Below are 15,691 nucleotides of genomic sequence, written 5' to 3' on the forward strand. Positions count from 1 at the left end.
GCCGATGCGCCCCTCATCGAGCGTTCCCCTCGCCGTGTTCCTCGCCGGGCTGCTGCTCGCGACCGGATGCTCCGACTCCGGCGACGCGGAGGGGAGCGAGTCCCCCGCGGCCTCCTCGAGCGGGCCGGCGAGCAAGCCGGCGGCCCAGCCGGGCGAGCTCGTCAAGGAGGGCTGGTTCGGCGACGCCGCACTGCACGCCCGCGTCCAGATCAAGGGCGTCCAGCGGCAGGGGGCCACGTCCGTCCTGAGCTACACGGTGACGTCGATGGACCGGTCGCCGAAGAGCGCGCCGTTCGCCGTCGACCTGCTGGACCCGGTCGGCCGCAAGCTCTACAAGCCGACGACGCCGCCCGCCCCGCAGCAGTTCGCGCCGAACGCCCCGCAGCAGCTCACCGCCACGTACCCGGCGATCCCGCAGAACGTTCAGCGGCTCACCGCCATCACGCCCGGCACCGCGGGCGAGTTCGCGGGCGTCCCCGTCACCGGGAGCGGCGGCGCCCCGGCGAACGGCGGGCAGGGCGACGGCGCCAACCCCGCGTTCCTCTACGACATCACCGAGGGCGAGATCAAGGACGTCACGTCCAGCGGCTCCGACGTCACCGTCAACCTCCGGACGGACGTCCTGTTCGCGTTCGACTCCGCGAAGCTGTCCGGCCGCGCCAAGCAGGTCCTCGACGAGGCCGCCGCGGAGATCAAGGCGAAGGCCGACCCGAACAAGCGGCCCCTCACCTTCAACGGGCACACCGACAGCAAGGGCGGCGACGACTACAACCTCAAGCTGTCGCGCCAGCGCGCCGAGTCGGTCATGGCCGAGCTGAAGAAGCGGCTCGGCGACGCGTTCAAGTACTCCGCGCACGGCAAGGGCGAGGCCGAGCCCATCGCCAAGGAGGGCGGCAAGGACGACGAGAAGGCCCGCGCCCGCAACCGCCGCGTCGAGATCCAGTACGAGGTCCGCGAGGTCACCGAGGGCGTGAACGGCTCGACCACCGCGTCGGCCGACGGCCGCGGCGCCGCCGTCCCGCCCGCCGCGTTCCGCGCGTCCGACGGCGAGAAGGTCGCCAGCCGCTACGCCCGCTTCGGGGAGCAGAAGCGCCGCCTCGACGTCAAGCCGTTCTACCGGGACGGCGCCTACATCGTCGCGGTCTTCGACATCGTGAACGAGGGCCCCGGCAACACGCCGCCGAACGCCGCGTACCCGCACCGCGACTACCCGGGCGGCGTGTTCACCTCGATGGCGATCCAGGTGCCCGGCGGCACCGACACCTACCGGGCCGTCCGCGTCGGCAAGGCCGCCCCCGGCAAGCCCGCCCCGTACATCGGCTCCACCGGCGCCGCGTTCCGCACCGGCGTGGAGGAGCCCGTCCGGGGCTTCGCCTACATCCCGGCCCCGCCCGGGAACGTCTCCACGGTGACGTTCGTCGGCGGCCCCTTCGGCAACGTGAACAACGTGCCCGTGCAGTGAGCCGGGTGCAGTGAGCCGGGTGAAGTGAGCCGTGGCGTGAGCGGCGCCCGTGCGGCGGGCAGGGAGACGCGCGTCCTGCCGGCCTACGAGGCCGGGGCCGCCGAGGTGCCGTTCACGATCCTGCACTGGGACGAGTCCTTCACCCGGGACACCACCTGGAACGAGCACTCGCACCCCTGGCACGAGCTGCTGTGGAACGAGCGGGGCGCGTCCACGGCCGTCGTGGGGGCGCGGGTGTGGACGATCACGCCCGCGCTCGGCCTGTGGATGCCGGCGGGCACGCTGCACTCGGGCTCGGCGACCGCCGGCACGTGGTGCCGCGCGGGCTTCTTCGGGTTCGGCACCGTGGACCCGATCTCCCCGTCGCCCGTCGGCGTCGAGATCACCCCGCTGCTCCGGCTGCTGCTGGAGCGGCTCTCCGACGCCGCGCTGTCCGCCGAGTCGCGGGCGCTGACCGAGGCGATGGTGCTGGACGTGCTCGCCCCCTCGCCCCGCGAGCTGCTCCTGCAGATGCCGACGTCCGATCTGCTGCGCCCGATCGCGGACGCCGTCCTGGACGACCCGGGCGATCAGCGCACGCTCGCGGACTGGGCGGCGCGGCTCGGCGTGAGCGCCCGCACGATCACCCGCGCCTTCAACGCGGAGACGGGCACGAGCTTCGCGCGGTGGGTCGCGGCGGCGCGCGCGCAGCACGCGGTGACGCTGCTCACCCGCGGCTGGGAGATCGACGTCGTGGCCGAGGAGGTCGGCTACCGCTCGGCGAGCGCGTTCGGCGCGGCGTTCCGGCGGACGACCGGGCTGACGCCGGGGGCGTTCCGGGCGCGCTGATGTCCCGATCGCGATAACGGCTGTCCCAAATGGGTGATTGCGACAAGTCGGTCATTTCTCCTAGGGTGCGCACGAAGGCAAGCCTTACCTAAGTCGGTCGGAGCTTGTGGCGGATCCCTAAAGGTGGAGTACGGAGTGAAACGTCCAGGTGGCCTGCGCCTTATCGCAGCGGCGGCCCTTCTGCTGGGCACCATCACGGCTTGCGGCGACTCGTCGGAAAGCACGGAACAGAGCGCGGGCGGCGGCGCGGGGGCGTTCCCCGTGACGATCGAGCACGCGCTCGGAACGACCACCGTCGAGAAGAAGCCGGAACGGGTCGCCACCGTCAACTGGGCGAACCACGAGGTGCCGCTCGCCCTCGGCGTCGTCCCGGTCGGCATGGCCGCCGCCAATTTCGGCGACGACGACGGCGACGGCGTCCTGCCGTGGGTGGACGAGAAGCTCAAGGAGCTGAAGGCCGAACGTCCCGTCCTGTTCGACGAGACCGACGGCATCGACTTCGAGGCCGTCGCGAACACGAAGCCGGACGTGATCCTCGCCGGGTACTCGGGCCTCACCAAGGAGGACTACGCGACCCTCAGCGAGATCGCCCCCGTCGTCGCCTACCCGGACGCGCCGTGGGCGACGCCGTGGCGCGAGGTCGTCCGGATCAACGCCAAGGCGCTCGGGCTGGACGCCGAGGCGGAGCAGCTGATCAAGGGCATCGAGGCCGACATCTCCGCGGCCGTCGCGAAGTACCCGCAGCTCAAGGGCAAGTCGGCGATGTTCATGACGCACATGGACCCCAATGACGTCAGCGAGGTCGGCTTCTACACGACCCACGACACCCGCACGCTGTTCTTCCAGGACCTCGGGATGACGACCCCCGGCAGCATCGCCGAGGCGTCCAAGGGCTCGGACAAGTTCTCCCAGACCGTCAGCTCCGAGCGGATCGACATGTTCGACGACGTCGACATCATCGTCGGCTACGGCGACGACAAGCTGCGCAAGCAGATCGGCGAGGACCCGCTGCTGTCGAAGGTCCCCGCCATCGAGCGCGGCTCGGTGTACCTGATGTCCGGCACCACCCCGGCGGGCACCGCCGCCAACCCGACCCCGCTGGCGATCTCCTGGGTCCTGGAGGACTACGTCAAGGCCCTCGCCCAGGCCGCGGACAAGGTCAAGTGACGACGGTCGACACCGACCGTGCGCCGGACGCCGCCCTCGTGCGGCGTCCGGCGCGCGTGCGCGTGCTGTGGCTGCTCGCCGCGGTCGCCGTCCTCGCCGCGGCGATGCTGACGTCCGTCGTGCTCGGTTCCCGCAACGTCGCCTGGACGGACGTGTGGGCGGCGCTCGGCGGCGCGGAGGACACCATCGAGCAGGCCGCCGTCGCCAAGCGCGTCCCGCGCACCCTGCTCGCGGTGCTGATCGGCGCGGCGCTCGCCCTCTCCGGCACCGTCATGCAGGGCGTCACCCGCAACCCGCTCGCCGACCCGGGGATCCTGGGCGTCAACATGGGCGCGTCGCTCGCCGTCGTCTGCGGCGTCGCGTTCCTCGGGCTCTCCTCGCCGACCGCCTACATCTGGGTCGCGATGGCCGGCGCCGCCGTCTCCGCCGTGTTCGTCTACACCGTCGGGTCCCTCGGCCGCGGCGGCGCCACCCCGCTCAAGGTCGCGCTCGCCGGGGCCGCGACGTCGGCGGCGTTCGCGTCCCTGGTCAGCGCCGTCGTGCTGCCCCGCAACGACATCGCCGGCGGCTTCCGGCTCTGGCAGATCGGCGGGGTCGGCGGCGGGACGTACGAACGCATCGGGCAGGTCCTGCCGTTCCTCGCCGTCGGCTTCGCGATCTGCCTGCTGTCCGCGCGGGGCCTGAACTCGCTCGCGCTCGGCGACGACGTCGCGGCCGGGCTCGGCGAGCGCGTCGCCCTCATCCGCGCGACGGCGGCCCTCGGAGCCGTCGTCCTGTGCGGGGCGTCGACCGCGGTCGCCGGGCCGATCGCCTTCGTCGGGCTGCTCGTGCCGCACGCCTGCCGGCTGCTCGTCGGCGTCGACCACCGCTGGCTGCTGCCGTCCACGGTCCTCGTCGGCGCGTCGCTGCTCACCCTCTCCGACGTCGTCGGCCGCGTGATCGCGCGGCCCCAGGACATCGAGGTCGGCATCGTCACCGCGATCATCGGCGCGCCGTTCTTCATCCACATCGTCCGCCGTCAGAAGGTGCGTGAGCTGTGAGCGCCCCCGCGTCCGCCGCCGTCCGGCCGTCCGCCGTCCAGGCCGTCGCCCGCGGCCGCCGCCGGCGCGCCGCCCGCCGCCGCGCCGTCATCGGGACGCTCGCCGCGCTCGTGCTCGCGGGGTTCGCCGTCTCCCTGATGGTCGGGCAGTCGTTCTACCCGCCCGGCGACGTGCTCCGCGTCGTCCTCGGCGAGCAGGTGCCCGGCGCGTCCTTCACGGTCGGGCGGCTGCGGCTGCCCCGCGCCGTCCTCGCGGTCGCCGCCGGGGTCGCGTTCGGCCTCGGCGGCGTCACGTTCCAGACGATGCTCCGCAACCCCCTCGCGAGCCCCGACATCATCGGCATCAGCTCGGGCGCGAGCGCGGCCGCGGCCGTCGCGATCGTCGTGTTCGGCCTCGGCGGCACGCAGGTGTCGGCTTTCGCGATCGTCGCGTCCCTCGCCGTCGCCCTGCTGATGTACGTCCTGGCGTTCCGGGACGGCGTCGTCGGCATGCGGCTCATCCTGATCGGCATCGGGATCGCCGCGATCGGCGACAGCGTCACCTCCTACGTCCTGTCCCGGGCCGGGGAGTGGGACATGCAGGAGGCCACCCGCTGGCTGACCGGCAGCCTCAACGGGACGACCTGGGCGGAGGTGCTGCCGACCCTCGCCGCGCTCGCCGTCCTCGGCCCCGTCCTGCTGTTCCTCGCGCGGGACCTGTCGGCGCTGCAGCTCGGCGACGACACCGCGTCGGCCCTCGGCGTCCGCGTCGAACGCACCCGCATCGCGGTCATCGTCGCCGCCGTCGGGCTGATCGCGTTCGCCACCGCCGCCGCGGGGCCGATCGCGTTCGTGGCGTTCCTGTCCGGCCCCATCGCGGCCCGCCTGATCGGGACGGGCGGCTCCCTGCTCCTGCCCGCCGGGCTCGTCGGCGCCCTGCTGGTCCTCGTCGCCGACTTCGTCGGGCAGTTCGCGTTCGACTCCCGCTACCCGGTCGGCGTCGTCACCGGCGTCCTCGGCGCGCCGTACCTCGTCTACCTGATCGTCCGCACCCACCGTGCCGGAGGCTCGCTGTGACCACGTCCCACTCCCTCGCCGCCGAGGGCCTCACGCTCGGCTACGGCGACCGCGTCGTCGTCGAGTCCCTCGACATGGCCGTGCCGCCCGGCGAGATCACGGTCGTCGTCGGCGCGAACGCCTGCGGCAAGTCGACGCTGCTGCGCTCCCTGTCCCGGCTCCTCGCGCCCCGCGCGGGACGGGTCGTCCTGGACGGCAAGCAGGTGCACCGAATGCCCGCGAAGGAACTGGCCCGCACCCTCGGCCTGCTGCCGCAGTCGCCGATCGCGCCCGAGGGCATCACCGTCCTCGACCTCGTCTCCCGCGGCCGCCACCCCCACCAGGGCATGTTCGCGCGCTGGAACTCCAAGGACGACGCCGCCGTCGCGGCGGCCCTCGAGGCGACCCGCACCACCGACCTCGCCGACCGCGCCGTCGACGAGCTCTCCGGCGGCCAGCGCCAGCGGGTGTGGATCGCGATGGCCCTCGCCCAGCAGACCGACCTGCTCCTCCTCGACGAGCCCACCACGTTCCTCGACCCCAGCCACCAGGTCGACGTCCTCGACCTGCTCACCGACCTGAACCGCTCCCGCGGCACGACGATCGTCATGGTCCTGCACGACCTCAACCTCGCCGCCCGCTACGCCGACCACCTGATCGCCCTCGCCGACGGCCGCGTCCACGCGTCCGGCGCACCCGCCGACGTCCTCACCGAGGACGTCGTCCGCACCGTCTTCGACCTCGAGAGCCGCATCATCGAGGACCCCGTCTCCGGCCGTCCGCTGATGCTGCCGATCGGCCGCCACAACGTCCGCGCGGAGCACGAGGAGCCGTCCATGCGGGGAGGCGAGTAGGGGCGCGCCTCGACCGGGACGCGGACGGGGTCAGGCGGCGGTGCGGGTGATCTCGATGGCCGGGCTGACCGCGAACTCGCCGGTGAAGGTGACGGTCTCGCCGGCGGGGTCCACGCCGGGGCAGCCGACCGAACCGTCTTCGTTGGTGACCGGGTACGGGACGGCGGTCGCGCTGCGGTACTTCAGCGTGCGGGTGTCGTTGTCATAGGTCGCGCTGATGCCGCTGAACGAGAACCGGCAGTTCTCCGAGAAGATCGTGATGCCCCACGGGGAGCCCAGGCTGCCGGTGAGGGTGGTGGTGCCCGTGGCGGCGTCGTAGCCGGTGGCGATGTAGTGGATGCGGCCGAGGCCGGCCGATTCGTAGTTCCCCAAGATGGCGGCCGCGGTGCCGTCGGGGCGCGTGCAGGGGTTGCCGACGGTCTGGTGCGCGGACCCCACGGTCACGGACGCGCCGGTGGAGGTCTTGCTCGCCATCGGCCCCGACTGCCGGACGGAGGAGCAGGTGACCAGAGTCGCCCCCGCCTCGTTCTCAATGGTCATCGCCCCCGTCGTTTCGGCCGTGTACCAGCCGTTGGAGGCGGGATTGACGACCTTCCAGGTGACGGCGGCGGCGTGCGCGGGGAACGCCGCCGCGCCGAGCGCCAGGGGCAGCGCGGCGGTCGCGGCGACAGTGAGGATCCGGGGGAGACGCATGGGGGGCCGACCTCCTTCTGCCCGCCGGAGCGGGCCCCAGCGGAAGATCCACTGGGTGAGCGTGATCAACGTAACCCGCACGCCTCACCATGATCAACGGCCGGATCCGGCCTCGGAGATCCGCGGGGAACGCCCGGCCGGGGCGTCGCGCCGGGGCGGGAACGCCCGGTGGCGATCCGGCGGCTCGGGCGCTCGCCGGACCGGCCGGGGCCTTGGCCCCCGGCCGGTTTCGCGCGTCAGCTCCAGGCGAGCATGCGGAGGGGGTCCTCCAGCATGTCGCCGACGTCGCGGAGGACGCGGGAGCCCAGTTCGCCGTCGACCATCCGGTGGTCGAACGAGAGGGCGAGGGTGGTCACCTTGCGGATCGCCAGTTCGCCCTCGTGCACCCACGGCATGTCGCGGACCTGGCCGAAGGCCAAAATCGCGGCCTCGCCGGGGGTGATGATCGGGGTGCCGGTGTCGACGCCGAACACGCCGACGTTGGTGATGGTGATCGTCCCGTCCGAGAGGTCCGCGGGGGACGCCTTGCCCGCGCGGGCCTTCGCGGCGAGGTCGTTCAGCGCGCGCGCGAGGGAGGGGAGGTCGAGGTCCTGCGCGTCCTTGATCTTCGGCACGATGAGGCCGCGGTCGGTCGCGGCGGCGATGCCGAGGTTCACGTAGCGCTTGACGACGATCTCCGCGCCGGACGGGCCGTCCTCCCACGTCGCGTTCACCATCGGGTGCCGCGCCACGGCGGTGAGCAGCGCGCGCGCCACCAGGAGGAGCGGCGACACCTTCACGTCCGCGAACTCCGGGAGCTCGCGGATGCGCTTGACCGCCTCCATGGTGCGCGTGACGTCCACCTGGAGGAACTCGGTCACGTGCGGGGCGGTGAACGCGGAGTCGGTCATGGCGGCGGCCGTCGCCTTGCGGACGCCCTTCACCGGGATCCGCTCCTCGCGCGGGCCCGCGGCGGGGGCCGTCGCGGCGGGCGCCGACGTGGCCGCGCGGACGTCGTCCCGGGTGATCGAGCCGTTCGGGCCCGAACCGGTGAGCGTCGCCAGGTCGACGCCGAGGTCCTTCGCGAGCTTGCGGACCGGTGGCTTCGCGAGGGGGAGCCCGCCGTTGTCCACAGGCTGTGGACGGACGGGCGCCGCCGGGGCCGCCGGGGCCGCCGGGGCCGCCGGGGGCGGCGCGGCGCCGTTCGTCTTGCGGGGGCGGCGGCGGGTCGAGCCCTCCTTCACCCCGTAGCCCACGAGGACGGGCGTGCGCTTCGGCTTGTCGGGCGCCGTCATGCCCGGCTCGTCCGCCGTCGGGACGGCGTCGGTCTCGCTGAGCGCCGCCGCCTGCGCGGGCGGCTCGGACACGGGGGTGGCGACGGCGCCGCCCGCCGCGCCGACCGCGATGATCGGCGTGCCGACGTCCACCGTCTCGCCCTCGGAGACCAGCAGTTCGGCCACCACGCCCTCGAACGGGCACGGCAGCTCGACGATGGCCTTCGCCGTCTCGATCTCGACGATCGTCTGGTTGATCTCGACGGTGTCGCCCGGCTGGACGTGCCATTTGACGATCTCGGCCTCGGTGAGGCCCTCGCCGACGTCCGGCAGCTTGAACAGGTTCGTGTCGGTCACCGGCGTCACCACGCGAAGGTCCGGTCGACCGCGTCGAGGATGCGGTCGAGGTCGGGCAGGTAGTGGTCCTCGAGGCGGGACGGCGGGTAGGGCGTGGAGAACCCGCCCACCCGGAGCACCGGCGACTCCAGCCGGTAGAAGCAGCGCTCGGTGATGCGCGCGGCCAGCTCGGCGCCGTACCCGCTGAAGACGGGCGCCTCGTGGACGACGACGCAGCGTCCGGTGCGGTTCACCGAGCCGGCGACGGTGTCCATGTCGAGGGGGTTCAGCGACCGCAGGTCGATCACCTCGAGGGACCGGCCCTCGCCGGCCGCGGCGGCGGCCGCCTCCAGGCACGTCTTCACGGACGGCCCGTACGCGAGGACGGTCACGTGCTCGCCCGGACGGACGACGCGCGCCGCGTCGAACGCCGTCCAGCCGGTGGAGTCGACGTCGACCTCGGCCTTGTCCCAGTAGCGGCGCTTCGGCTCGAAGAAGATCACCGGGTCGGGGGACGCGATCGACTGCTGGATCATCGTGAACGCGTCCGCCGGGTTGGAGCAGGCGACGACGCGGAGCCCGGCGGTGTGCGTGAAGTACGCCTCGGGCGACTCCGAGTGGTGCTCGACCGCGCCGATGCCGCCGCCGCACGGGATCCGGACGACGACGGGCAGTTCGAGCGCGCCGAGCGAGCGCATCCGCATCTTCGCGAGCTGCGTGATGATCTGGTCGGCGGCGGGGAACACGAACCCGTCGAACTGGATCTCGACGACCGGCCGGTAGCCGCGCAGGGCGAGGCCGATCGCGGTGCCGACGATGCCCGACTCGGCGAGCGGCGTGTCGATGACCCGCTCCTCCCCGAAGTCCTTCTGCAGCCCGTCGGTGATGCGGAACACGCCGCCGAGCTTCCCGACGTCCTCGCCCATGATGAGGACCTTCGGGTCGTTCTCCATGGCCTTGCGCAGGCCGGTGTTGATGGCCTTCCCCAGCGTCAGGGTCTCCGCGGTCATGACGCGACCTCTTCCTCGAACGACGCCAGGTAGGCGGCGAACTTCTCCTGCTCCTCGGTCATCAGCGGGTGCTGCTCGGCGTACACGTGCTCGAACATGGCCAGGGGCCGCGGGTCGGGCATGGCCAGGCAGCCCTTGCGCAGGTCGGCGGCGACGCTCTTCGCCTCGTCCTCGATCCCGTCGAAGAACGCGGCGTCCGCGAGGTCGCCGCGGGTCAGGTACGCCTTGACGCGCTCGATCGGGTCCTTGAGCTTCCAGGACTCCTCTTCCGCCTTCATCCGGTAGCGGGTCGGGTCGTCCGTCGTGGTGTGGGCGCCCATCCGGTACGTGAACGCCTCGATGAGCATCGGGCCCTGACCGGTGCGGGCGGCCTCCAGGGCCTTGCGCGTGACGGCGAGGCACGCGAACACGTCGTTGCCGTCCACCCGCACGCCCGGGAACCCGTACCCCTGCGCGCGCTTGTAGAGGGGGATGCGCGACTGCTTCTCCAGCGGCTCGGAGATGGCCCACTGGTTGTTCTGGCAGAAGAACACGATCGGGGCGTTGAACACCGACGCGAACACGAACGCCTCGTTCACGTCCCCCTGCGAGGTCGCGCCGTCGCCGAAGTAGGCGATCGCCGCGCCCGCCGACGGCGAACCGAGGACGCCGTCCCGCTGGATGCCCATCGCGTACCCGGTGGCGTGCAGCGTCTGGCTGCCGATCACGACCGTGTACAGGTGGAAGCCGTGCTCGGCCGGGTCCCAGCCGCCGTGGTTGACGCCCCGGAACAGCCCCAGCAGGTTCAGCGGGTCCACGTCGCGGCACCACGCGACGCCGTGCTCCCGGTACGTCGGGAACACCATGTCGTGCTCGGAGAGCGCCCGGCCGGAGCCGATCTGCGCCGCCTCCTGCCCGAGCAGCGACGCCCACAGGCCCAGCTCGCCCTGCCGGGTCAGCGCGACGGCCTCCCGGTCGATCCGCCGGGTGATCACCAGGTCGCGGTAGAGCGCGCGGACGTCGTCCGCGGACAGCTCGAGGGGGTAGTCGGGATGCTCGACGCGCTCGCCCTCGGGGGTGAGCAGCTGGACGGGCTCTGGCTCGGCGGTCGCGGCGGTGGCCGGCGCGCCTCGCACGGAGTCGATCGTCATCGATGACACTCCTCGTTCGGGGCCGGGACACGGGATCGCCGCACGCCGGCCGGGGTCAGTGACCTCGTACCCGGTAAGGGACAAAGGCCGCTTATGCCATCGTGGCAGACATCACACCGTGCTGTGCAAGTCCCGCCTGACGGGTTCCCTACCCCGATCGGCGCCGCTGATCCCCGGACCCGCCGGAGCCGCCGCCGTCCGTCACCGGCCCGTCACTCGCGGGAGAGCACGCGGGTCACCCCGGCCGCGACCGTCAGGCCGAGGACCAGGCCCGCCGCGACGATGAAGTTCGCGATCCACTGGGAGACGCCCTCGGGCGCGAACAGCCCCTCCTGGCCGAGCGTGCCGATCGGCAGGATCAGGTCGAGCGTGTAGAAGAACGCGTTGAAGTGCGGCTTGTCGTCGTCGTTCAGGACATCGGGCTGGTCGATCGAGAACACGATCGTCCCGAACGCCAGCAGCCCGATCAGCCAGGTCGCCGCCCGGAACGGGCGGTAGCCGTAACCGACCAGACCGTCCTGCATCCAGCCGATGGTCTTGCGGAGGATCCCCTGCGTCTTGCGGCGGTCGCGCGCCTTCGCGAGCAGCACCGACCGTCCGTCCGCGTCCAGGCCCAGCGCCCGGTACGTCTGCGCGAGGCGCTCGTACGGCTGCGGCGCGTACCCGTCGGTGTCGCGGCGCAGCCAGCCCAGGCGCTCCTTCGCCGTCATCGGCGGGTCGAGCGTCTCGTACTGCAGGCCGTCGAGCTGGAGGCGCTCCGCCCACGTGTCGGCCGCGTCCCGCAGCAGGTTGATGCGGGCGTACGACAGGTCCGCGACGCCCCGGATCGGCTCGGCGGGACGCAGCAGCACCTCCTCCGCCTGGACGCGCTGCAGGCTGAGCGCCGTCCCGTCCGGGTTGAGCAGCCGGGCCTCGCTGAAGCTGAGCTGCCCGGTCACGCGCGCCCCGGCGAACGACACCGCGCCCTCGGCGACGAAGCCGTCCGAGCAGTACACGTCGTTCTCCACGCCCAGGTCGTCGCAGTTGAGCGCCGTCCGTCCCTTGTTGGCCAGGCGCGCGCCGACGAACGACAGGTAGCCGCCGACGCGGGCGCCGCGCAGCCGCACCTCGCCCTCGGCGGTGAACCCGCCGTCGCAGAACACGTTCGCGGCGACGTCCAGCCGGCTCGCGGTCAGCGCGGCGCCGCCCGGGTTGTGCAGCCGCGCCTTCCGGAAGATCAGCTGCCCGCCGATGCGCGCCCCCGGGAGCCGCACCTCGCCGGTGGCCGCGAAGCCCTGGTCGCAGTACACGTTCGCCTCGACCGTCAGCCGGTCGGCCAGCAGCGCGTCGCCGTCCGGGTTGGCGAGCTGGACGCCCGACATGTTCAGGATGCCGGTCACGTTCGCGCCGTCCAGCCACAGCCCGCCGTAGATGTGGCTGCCCTCCAGCCACAGGTGCCCGTCGACACGCGTACCGGACGCCACCAGCCCGGGCAGCCGGCAGCGCATCAGGTGCACGCTGTTCATGCTCGCCCAGTACAGGTGCGGGGCCTCGTCGAACGCGCAGCCCGTCAGCGCCAGCGGGACCTCGACGGCCGCGTGCCCGAGGTTCAGCGACCCGAAGACGCGCGCGCCGCTCAGCCGGACGGCCGCGACGTGGCCCGGCGCGGGCTCGACCGCCCCCGCCAGCAGCGCGACCAGGACCTCGGCCCGGATCAGCCGGTCGTGACCCCAGCGGCCGGCCTGGGCCGGGTCGTCCAGCACCGGGTCCCCGGAGGACAGGTCGACGAGCTCGCCCTTCGGGAACGCCTCCCACAGACGGCGTTCGGACGGCGACAGGTCCTCGATGTTCATGTATCGGCTCCGGTGGTCCGGGGGGGACGGTGGGCTGCTTCCTGCAATGGTGCCGTACGCTTCAGGTCGTCAGGAAAATCGCAGATCAGTGAGGGGGCGGTCGTGGCGCGTGTCGTCGTCGACGTCATGCTCAAGCCGGAGATCCTCGACCCGCAGGGGCAGGCGATCGCCCGGAAGCTGCCGCAGCTCGGATTCGAGGGCGTCGTCGCGGTGCGCCAGGGCAAGCGGTTCGAGGTCGAGCTCGAGGGCGAGGCCGACGAGGCGGCGCTGGAGCGGGTCCGCAAGATCGCGGAGACGCTGCTGGCGAACCCGGTGATCGAGAACTTCGAAGTCCGGGTGCTCTGACCCGGAATGGCGGGAAATGCCGATCCGGTGATCCGCGCGTTCCGGCGCGTTCCCATTCCTGTGAACCGTTGACCACGTCACCGAGGATTCACGGAAAGACCCGCCGGTGTGGCGGTTACGCGCGTTTCCGCCGGGGAAGCCTTACCTGCGGCCGAGTCTTCAACACGCTCCGGGGACGGGGGACGTCCGAGCGAGCCGGGGCATGACACGAGGTGTCACGGTGGATGTGACCTTCACCCTCGCGCTGCCCCGCGAGGCGCCGACCGTCCCGCTGATCCGGCGGCTGATCGGCGACGCGCTGCGCGGCCTCGGCGCCACCGAGGACTGCGTCGACGACGTCCTCGTCGCCGCCTCCGAGGCCTGCACGAACGTGCTCCGGCACTCCCGCGCGTCCGGTGACTACCGGGTCGCCGCGCGGGTCGACGAGTCCGTCTGCGAGCTGGAGATCGCCGACCGGGGACGCGGACCGCGGCCGGCCCCGGCGAACCGGGGGGTTTTGAGCGAATCGGGGCGCGGGCTTAAAATCATGCGCGCACTGGTGGACGACCTCGACATCGACCACGCGCCCGACCGGGGCACCGTCGTCCACCTGCGGAAGCGGCTGACCTGGCGAGACGGGGCACTGGTTCGCCGCCCGGACGACCGGCTCATCACGAGTGCCGGGTAGATTGGTACGCGCGCGGGGGGATATGCGACGCGCAGCGGTGATCGACGGAGACCACCCGACCGTCCGCGGCCGCACCTCATTTCGGAGGAACAGAACAGATGGACGCTGCCCGGGTTGGGGTCATCACCTTCCCTGGTTCCCTTGACGACAAAGACGCAGCACGCGCGGTCCGGCTCGCGGGAGCCGAGCCGGTCGCCCTGTGGCACGGCGACCACGACCTTCAGGGCGTGGACGCCGTCGTGCTGCCCGGAGGGTTCTCCTACGGGGACTACCTGCGGGCCGGGGCGATCGCCCGCTTCGCGCCGCTGATGACCGAGGTGGTCGCGGCGGCTCACGCGGGCCTGCCCGTGCTCGGCATCTGCAACGGCTTCCAGGTGCTCTGCGAGTCGCACCTGCTGCCCGGCGCGCTGCTGCCCAACGCGGGCCTGCACTTCGTGTGCCGCGACCAGCGGCTCCGCGTCGAGAACGCCGGCACCGTCTGGACCAGCGAGTACCGGGAGGGCCAGGAACTGGTCATCCCGATCAAGAACGCCGACGGACGGTACACCGCCGACCGGGAGACCCTGAACGAGCTGGCCGAATCCGGACGCATCGTCGCCCGGTACGTCGACCTGAACCCCAACGGCTCCCTCGACGACATCGCCGGGATCACCAACGAGGCCGGCAACGTGGTGGGGCTCATGCCGCACCCCGAACACGCCGTGGAGTCCCTGACCGGCCCGTCCACCGACGGGCTCGGCTTCTTCACCTCGATCGTCAAGAGACTGGTCAACGCATGAGCGAGCAACGGCACGACGTTTCCGAGCGCAGGGGGCGGGACAACTCCGACGAGCCCTCCCTCGAGTGGCTCGCCGAGCTGAGCTCCGACGCCGACGACCCCGAGCTGCAGCCGGTCGACCCGTCGGTCACCCAGGGGTTCGCCGCCATCCTCGAAGAGGACGACGACGCCCCGCAGGCCCCCGCCGAACCACCGGCGGCCGAGGCCGCCGAGCCGTCCGGTCCCGCGCCCGTCCCGCCGGCGGGCCCCGCGCAGGGCCACGCGCCCGCGCAGGGCGCCGACCCGGCCGCGGGGGAGTTCGCGCGCGCGCTCGCGGAGGAGCAGTCGGGCGCCGTGCCCGGCGCGCCCGGCGCCGACCCGACCGTCACGATGCCCGACCCGCACGGCGCCCCGGTGAGCAGCCGCACGGGCGGCTTCCCCACCCTCGGCACCGGCCCGCTCCCGCGCGTGGCCCCCGCCACCGGCGGCTTCCCGGCCGTGGGCCCGGGGACGGGCCCGCAGCCCGCCGTAGGCCAGGGCCCCGGCCCGTTCGACGGCGGTCCCGGCACGGGCCCGCAGCCTCCGATCGGCCAGGGCACGGGCGGTTTCCCGGCCGTGGGCCCGGGGACGGGCCCGCAGCCCGCCGTAGGCCAGGGCACCGGCGGCTTCCCGGCCGTCGGCCAGGCTCCCGGCCCGTACGGCGAGCACGGCCCCGGCACGGGCGGCTTCCCGGCCGTAGGCCCGGGGACGGGCCCGCAGCCGGCCGTCGGCCAGGCCCCGTACGGCGAGCACGGTCCCGGCACGGGCGGCTTCCCCGCCGTGGGCCAGGGCTCCGGCCCGTTCGACGGCGGCCCGGGCACCGGCCCGCAGCCTCCGATCGGCCAGAACACGGGCGGCTTCCCGGCGGTAGGCCAGGGCACCGGCGGTTTCCCGGCCGTGGGCCAGGGCCCCGGCCCGTACGGCGAGCACGGCCCCGGCACGGGCGGCTTCCCCGCCGTCGGCACGGGCGGCTTCCCGGCCGTCGGCCCGGGCACCGGTCCGCAGCCCGCCGTGGGCACGGGGCCGGAACAGCAGCAGTACTCGGGCGCCGACGCCCTGTTCGCGATGGGCGCGGGCGCCCCGCCGTCCGGCGACGGCGTCCCGCACGTGGAGTTCCCCCCGGGGACGGGCCTGCAAGGTGTGGTCATGGGCCGCGGCGCCGGGACGTCCGGCGACGGCGGCTTCGACGACGCCGACGAGGCCCCCCGGTACCCGGCCAACCCGACCACCGGGTCGTTCCCGGC

At 73.1% G+C, this 15,691-nt stretch carries 14 protein-coding genes; 9 read left to right on the top strand and 5 right to left on the bottom strand.

Annotation, left to right across the window (positions count from 1 at the left end; translation table 11 throughout):
* Positions 1–4: 4 nt before the first annotated feature.
* From AB0L25_RS13925 to AB0L25_RS13950, 6 genes are all read left to right on the top strand, one after another.
* A complete protein-coding gene (locus AB0L25_RS13925; RefSeq protein WP_500171832.1) occupies positions 5–1,462 on the top strand; it encodes an OmpA family protein in 1,458 nt (485 codons plus the stop codon).
* A 36-nt stretch (positions 1,463–1,498) separates the two neighbouring features.
* The gene (locus AB0L25_RS13930) at positions 1,499–2,290 is read left to right on the top strand and encodes a helix-turn-helix domain-containing protein (protein WP_500171833.1); all 792 of its coding nucleotides are present in this window, start codon (positions 1,499–1,501) and stop codon (positions 2,288–2,290) included.
* A 261-nt stretch (positions 2,291–2,551) separates the two neighbouring features.
* Complete coding sequence (locus tag AB0L25_RS13935; RefSeq protein WP_500171835.1) at positions 2,552–3,457, top strand: iron-siderophore ABC transporter substrate-binding protein; 906 nt, start codon at positions 2,552–2,554, stop codon at positions 3,455–3,457.
* Positions 3,454–4,497 carry a FecCD family ABC transporter permease gene (locus AB0L25_RS13940; protein ID WP_500171836.1) on the top strand — a complete coding sequence of 348 codons (1,044 nt, stop codon included), beginning with the start codon at positions 3,454–3,456 and terminating at the stop codon, positions 4,495–4,497. The genes AB0L25_RS13935 and AB0L25_RS13940 overlap by 4 nt, the downstream gene beginning before the upstream one ends.
* Positions 4,494–5,552 carry a FecCD family ABC transporter permease gene (locus AB0L25_RS13945; RefSeq protein WP_500171838.1) on the top strand — a complete coding sequence of 353 codons (1,059 nt, stop codon included), beginning with the start codon at positions 4,494–4,496 and terminating at the stop codon, positions 5,550–5,552. Before AB0L25_RS13940 ends, AB0L25_RS13945 begins: the two co-directional genes overlap by 4 nt.
* Positions 5,549–6,385: an ABC transporter ATP-binding protein gene (locus tag AB0L25_RS13950; RefSeq protein ID WP_500171839.1), complete on the top strand. Its 837-nt coding sequence runs from the start codon at positions 5,549–5,551 to the stop codon at positions 6,383–6,385. The genes AB0L25_RS13945 and AB0L25_RS13950 overlap by 4 nt, the downstream gene beginning before the upstream one ends.
* 30 nt (positions 6,386–6,415) lie before the next feature.
* Here the strand turns inward: AB0L25_RS13950 and AB0L25_RS13955 are convergent, their stop codons facing one another.
* From AB0L25_RS13955 to AB0L25_RS13975, 5 genes are all read right to left on the bottom strand, one after another.
* A complete protein-coding gene (locus AB0L25_RS13955; protein WP_500171841.1) occupies positions 6,416–7,078 on the bottom strand; it encodes a hypothetical protein in 663 nt (220 codons plus the stop codon).
* Between the two features lie 236 nt (positions 7,079–7,314).
* Positions 7,315–8,688 carry a dihydrolipoamide acetyltransferase family protein gene (locus AB0L25_RS13960; protein WP_500171843.1) on the bottom strand — a complete coding sequence of 458 codons (1,374 nt, stop codon included), beginning with the start codon at positions 8,686–8,688 and terminating at the stop codon, positions 7,315–7,317.
* A gap of 5 nt (positions 8,689–8,693) precedes the next feature.
* Positions 8,694–9,677, bottom strand: coding sequence for an alpha-ketoacid dehydrogenase subunit beta (locus AB0L25_RS13965; RefSeq protein ID WP_500171844.1), 984 nt, complete (start codon positions 9,675–9,677; stop codon positions 8,694–8,696).
* Entirely contained in the window at positions 9,674–10,807 is a 1,134-nt protein-coding gene (pdhA, locus tag AB0L25_RS13970; protein WP_500171846.1) for a pyruvate dehydrogenase (acetyl-transferring) E1 component subunit alpha, read from the bottom strand. Before pdhA ends, AB0L25_RS13965 begins: the two co-directional genes overlap by 4 nt.
* A gap of 212 nt (positions 10,808–11,019) precedes the next feature.
* A complete protein-coding gene (locus tag AB0L25_RS13975; RefSeq protein WP_500171848.1) occupies positions 11,020–12,639 on the bottom strand; it encodes a hypothetical protein in 1,620 nt (539 codons plus the stop codon).
* Between the two features lie 102 nt (positions 12,640–12,741).
* On the opposite strand from AB0L25_RS13975, the gene purS reads away from it, so the two are divergent.
* From purS to purQ, 3 genes are all read left to right on the top strand, one after another.
* Positions 12,742–12,984: a phosphoribosylformylglycinamidine synthase subunit PurS gene (gene purS / locus AB0L25_RS13980; RefSeq protein WP_026402748.1), complete on the top strand. Its 243-nt coding sequence runs from the start codon at positions 12,742–12,744 to the stop codon at positions 12,982–12,984.
* Positions 12,985–13,204: 220 nt separating this feature from the next.
* Positions 13,205–13,651 (top strand): ATP-binding protein, encoded by a 447-nt coding sequence (locus tag AB0L25_RS13985; protein WP_500171849.1) that lies wholly within the window; start codon positions 13,205–13,207, stop codon positions 13,649–13,651.
* 98 nt (positions 13,652–13,749) lie between these two features.
* Positions 13,750–14,430 carry a phosphoribosylformylglycinamidine synthase subunit PurQ gene (purQ, locus tag AB0L25_RS13990; RefSeq protein WP_500171851.1) on the top strand — a complete coding sequence of 227 codons (681 nt, stop codon included), beginning with the start codon at positions 13,750–13,752 and terminating at the stop codon, positions 14,428–14,430.
* The last annotated feature ends 1,261 nt before the right edge of the window (positions 14,431–15,691 follow it).

Origin of the sequence: Spirillospora sp. NPDC052242 (genome assembly GCF_040679555.1) — a bacterium.
In the GTDB taxonomy this organism is placed as follows: Bacteria; Actinomycetota; Actinomycetes; order Streptosporangiales; family Streptosporangiaceae; genus Spirillospora.